We start from the raw sequence: 4,549 nt of genomic DNA on the forward strand, positions 1-4,549 counted from the left end.
CGCCTGCCGTCCTCGCGGCAGGCGCACGGCACAGCTCCTCCCGAGGACCCCTGCCCATCCGGTATCAGGAGCGGCGGTGCCCCAACGCTCCATACGCCCTACCCAAGCCGCTGTGCGGGCTCACGACGGCTTCTTTTAATGGGAATGGATCGCGCCACCAAATGGCTTTATGAAGTTCAATGTTTGCCCTTGCCTTCACACTTACAACTTTGTAACCTGTAATCGGTTCAGCAGTGGGCCATGGATTCTTCGATTGGAGCACTCCATGAACCTTTCTGTTGGCATGCCGCCGTGTAAACCCGCAGTACGATTCCTATCCTCCAGTTGTTTGCGTGGACCCGGCCGGGCCGGGCAGTCCCTTAGCCTGGGTTTCGCAGTGGGCGGGCGGGCGCAATGAGGGTCATAGAAAACAACCGGGAATTGCTCCGATACCAGCTCTATGAGCTGGGTGATTTGGCTGGTTTCGTCCAATACGGCATGCAGGGCGACGAACTCTGGCTGCACTACACCCAGCTCAAGCGCCGATACAAGTCAGCGGAACTCATCGAGGAACTGCTGCTCCATGTGCTGGAGGATGCTCGCCGACGTCGGCTGGCCGTGATGCCGTTCTGCCCTGCCATGCGCCTGTTCATTGGTGATCATCCGCAGTACCGCCGGTTGGTCCCCGAGGCGTGGCAGGAAAGGTTCTTGGCACCGCGATCGGATCTTCACAGTCCCATGGACAAGGTCCGCTACACCGGTTCACCCAAACGGCGCAGTACCGCTGCCCAGGGGCACCAAGCAGTGCCGAGCAGTCCGGAACCGTCGTTGGCCGCATCGCGCCAACCGCGCCTGAGCGGCGCCTGATCCCACGATCCGAAGGGACAAGGAAGGGTGCGGAATCAATTCTTCCGCACCCTTCCCGCGTGCCGTCTGCTTGGCGGCGAACCGAGGCACCAAGACCGAACGGCCAACATCCTCAGGACGTCGGGATGTCGAACCGCTCCCAGACCCTGTGCGAGGCCAGGAGCGTTGCGGCATCCTGGACCGCTCCTTCGACGGTGGCATTCACCAAGCCGACACCCGAGGCCGGCAATCCCACTTCCTCGAAGAAGTCCTCGGCCTGGTCCACCGCCACGATCGCCTTGCATTGCCGGTATGCCTCTTGGAGCAGCAGCACGAACCGGGGGTCCAGGCCCTGCGCACCCTCCGGCCTGATGGCCCCGGCCTTGGCGTCGAGGTCAACCCGGGAATCGGGGGCCGGGGCCAACGCCGAGGCCACCACCAGGGCGTCGAACTCGATGGACCTGGCGGTCAGCAGGGTCCGGTCCACGGGCGATCCGTCCGCGAGGCTGCCCCCGGTGGGCGCCAGCAGCAGCGGCTTCATGCCCTGCAGGTTGGCGTTGGCCACCAAGAGCTCGACAATTTTCGCCGGCGTGGAGTGGCTGGCCACGATGCCCAGCGTCCTGCCCTCGACCGGCCAGGTGCCGCCGACCTGGGACACCGACGGGCACAGCTCCGCGTCCGGCACCTCGATGCTGGCCCCGGGGGCCGGCTTGCCCAGTTCCCGCGCCACCGCGGCGCACAGCCCGGCATCGATGTTTGCCAACGCCTGCAGCTGGCGGGCGCGGACGGATTCGCTGGCGCACTTGCCCAATTCAAAGGAGTACGCCTGCTGCACGTGCAGCTGTTCCTGGGTGGCCAGCGAACGGTAGAACATCGTGACCTGGCTGAAATGGTCCTCGAACGACACCGGGTTGCCGCGTTTCTTGAACGCCTCGGCGACTTGCTCGGGAACGTCGATGAACGGCGCTCGGGCGTTGGTTCCCTCGCCGGCCATGTAGGGGCACCCTCCGTCCAGGGAGTTGGGGTGGTACGGGGCGATGCCTTCGTGGATATACCCCTGGTGCATGCCGTCGCGCAGCATGTCGTTGACCGGTGCGTGCGGCAGGTTGATGGGCAGCTGGGAGAAGTTTGGCCCGCCCAGGCGCGTGAGCTGCGTGTCGATGTAGGAAAAGAGCCGCACCTGGAGCAGCGGGTCGTTGGTGACGTCGATTCCCGGCACCAGGTGCCCGGGGTGGAAAGCGACCTGTTCAGTCTCCGCGAAATAGTTGGCCGGGTTCCGGTCCAGGACCATCTTCCCGATCGCCTGGACCGGCACGAGCTCCTCGGGTACGAACTTGGTGGGATCCAGAAGGTCGATGCCCTCGAACATCTGCTCCTCGTTGTCCTCGAATACCTGCACCCCGAGTTCCCATTCAGGGAAGGCGCCGGCCTTGATGGCCTCGGCGAGGTCGCGACGGTGGAAGTCCGGGTCGGCGCCGTTGGCCAGCAACGCTTCTTCCCAGACCAGCGAGTGGACGCCCAGGCGCGGCTTCCAGTGGAACTTCACCAGCGAGGTCGACCCGTCCGGGGCGACCATCCTGAAGGTGTGCACGCCGAAGCCCTCCATCATGCGGTAGGAGCGCGGGATGCCCCGGTCGGACATGAACCACATGGTGTGCGCCTGGGCCTGGGTGTGTTCGGAGACAAAGTCCCAGAAGGTGTCGTGCGCCGACTGCGCCTGCGGGATCTCGAGGTCCGGGTGTGGCTTCACCGCGTGGACGACATCCGGGAACTTGATGCCGTCTTGGATGAAGAACACCGGGATGTTGTTCCCCACCAGGTCGAACACGCCTTCGCTCGTGTAGAACTTCGTGGCGAAACCACGGGTGTCCCGCACGGTGTCGGCAGACCCGCGCGAGCCGGCGACGGTGGAGAACCGGACGAACACCGGGGTTTGCACGCCTTCGGCCAGGAAGGCCGCGCTGCAGATCCGCGAGCCGCTGCCGTAGCCGATGAACCGGCCGTGGGCTCCGGCCCCGCGGGCGTGGACCACGCGCTCGGGGATCCGCTCATGGTCGAAATGGGTGATCTTTTCGCGCAGGTGGTGGTCCTGCAGCAGGATCGGGCCGCGGGGTCCAGCCTTCAGCGAGTGGTCGGTGTCTCGCAGCGGCGCCCCCTGGCTGGTGGTCAGGTCGTTTCCCTGGGGATGCGTTGGCGCCGCATTCTGCTTCGGAGTGCTTTCCCTGGGCGCTTCGGGGCCTGTAGTAGTCATGCCAGAACTCACTTTCGTACCGTGCCCGGACAAGGGCTCGTTCGATGGAATATTGACTTCCAGCGGCGTTTCGCGCGATTGCGCGGGGAAGGCTCGTGATGCGGACGCCGCCGCCTCCACCGTAGGCCCGGGTCCCCGGGGCGCGTCAAGGAAAGTGCAGGCGGCACGACGTCGGTGGCATCCAGGCGATCATGCCCGGCCGGATGCCACCGAAGCCATCAGGGCTTGCTGACCAGGTTCTCCGATTCGGTTCCCGCGGCCCACGCCTGCAACTGGCGCTTCAGCAGCGCCGTCATGCGCGGCAGGAAGGCCTCGGTGTTCCCGCCGTTGTGCGGAACGATCAGCGCATTGGGCAATTCCCAGATCGGGTGGTCTGCCGGCAGCGGCTCGGGGTCAAAGACGTCGGAGGCGCAGCGCAGCCGGCCGGTCCGCAATTCGGCAACGAGCGCGTCGGTGTCGACGACCGGGCCGCGGGCCACGTTCACGACCACCGCGCCATCGGGCAGCGCCGCCAACAGCTCGGCGTCAACCAGGTGGTGGGTGCCCGGGTTGTGCGGCACGATCAGGATCAACACCTCGATGTCCTTGGCATGGGCCAGCAGGTCGCCGATCGCCAGGATCTCGCCGTGCACATCGCTCCGGGCACGGGTGCCGAACCGGCTCATCTGCACTTCGAAGGGTTCCAGCCGCTTGCGGATTTCCTCGCCGATGCCGCCCACGCCCACGATGGCGACCCGACGGTCGGCCAGACCCGGCCAGCGCGTGGGGTTCCAACGGCCCTCGGCCTGGTCGCGCACCGCCTCCCCGATGCCGCGCAGCGACGCGATGGCCAACCCCACGGCCAGTTCGGCGGTTGCTGCGGCGTGGACGCCGGCCGCGGTGGCAACCGCGACGTCTGGCCCCACCAGGTCGTGCACGCCGTCGAATCCGGTGGTCTGAGTCTGGGCCAGCTTGAGGTTCCGGGCACGCCCGATGCCCTTGAGCATCGAGATGTTGGCCATGTACGGAAAGATCGCCACGTCGATCTCGTCCAGCTCCACGCCCACCGGCTCCCCGGCGATGTCCCAGACTCCGGCCCTCAGCCCGTCGGGCAGGGGGCCCACGGCCTCAAGTAGTTCGGTGCTGGGAAAGGACACAACGCGAAATGGCTTCATGCCCCTCAGCGTAGGTCGGCCCCACACGCCGTCCCAAGGGCAAAACGCCCGGCGTCACAAAAGACCCCGACATATGACGCGCTTTTGCCGCAGGCTTCAAGGGACCCAACGACCCAACTCAAAGCTATATTTGTGACCTCAATCCCAAAGAGCCGATTCGGTTTGCATTCGGCCGCCAAGCTGGTAGAGTTTCATGTCGTTGCAGAGCGCAGGAGCCACGAACTCCGAGCAAAACAACAGTCGCACCTCTAGCTCAATTGGCAGAGCAATTGACTCTTAATCAATGGGTTTCGGGTTCAAGTCCCGAGGGGTGCACGGA

The 4,549-nt window shown here is 65.4% G+C and carries 3 protein-coding genes and 1 tRNA gene; 2 read left to right on the plus strand and 2 right to left on the minus strand.

Translation table 11 applies throughout. The annotated features are described in order from the left end of the window. Positions 1-393 precede the first annotated feature (393 nt). Positions 394-846 carry a GNAT family N-acetyltransferase gene (locus tag ACIPVK_RS21515; protein ID WP_407614023.1) on the plus strand — a complete coding sequence of 151 codons (453 nt, stop codon included), beginning with the start codon at positions 394-396 and terminating at the stop codon, positions 844-846. A gap of 112 nt (positions 847-958) precedes the next feature. Here ACIPVK_RS21515 and ACIPVK_RS21520 read toward each other — a convergent pair whose 3' ends face one another. Both ACIPVK_RS21520 and ACIPVK_RS21525 read right to left on the minus strand, forming a co-directional pair. Then, positions 959-3,076 (minus strand): catalase, encoded by a 2,118-nt coding sequence (locus ACIPVK_RS21520; protein WP_407614024.1) that lies wholly within the window; start codon positions 3,074-3,076, stop codon positions 959-961. Between the two features lie 218 nt (positions 3,077-3,294). After that, entirely contained in the window at positions 3,295-4,230 is a 936-nt protein-coding gene (locus tag ACIPVK_RS21525; RefSeq protein WP_407614025.1) for a 2-hydroxyacid dehydrogenase, read from the minus strand. Between the two features lie 242 nt (positions 4,231-4,472). Here ACIPVK_RS21525 and ACIPVK_RS21530 point away from each other — a divergent pair. Then, positions 4,473-4,545, plus strand: a tRNA-Lys gene (locus tag ACIPVK_RS21530). Positions 4,546-4,549: the final 4 nt, after the last annotated feature.

Origin of the sequence: Paeniglutamicibacter sp. MACA_103 (assembly GCF_045798555.1) — a bacterium.
GTDB lineage: Bacteria > Actinomycetota > Actinomycetes > Actinomycetales > Micrococcaceae > Paeniglutamicibacter.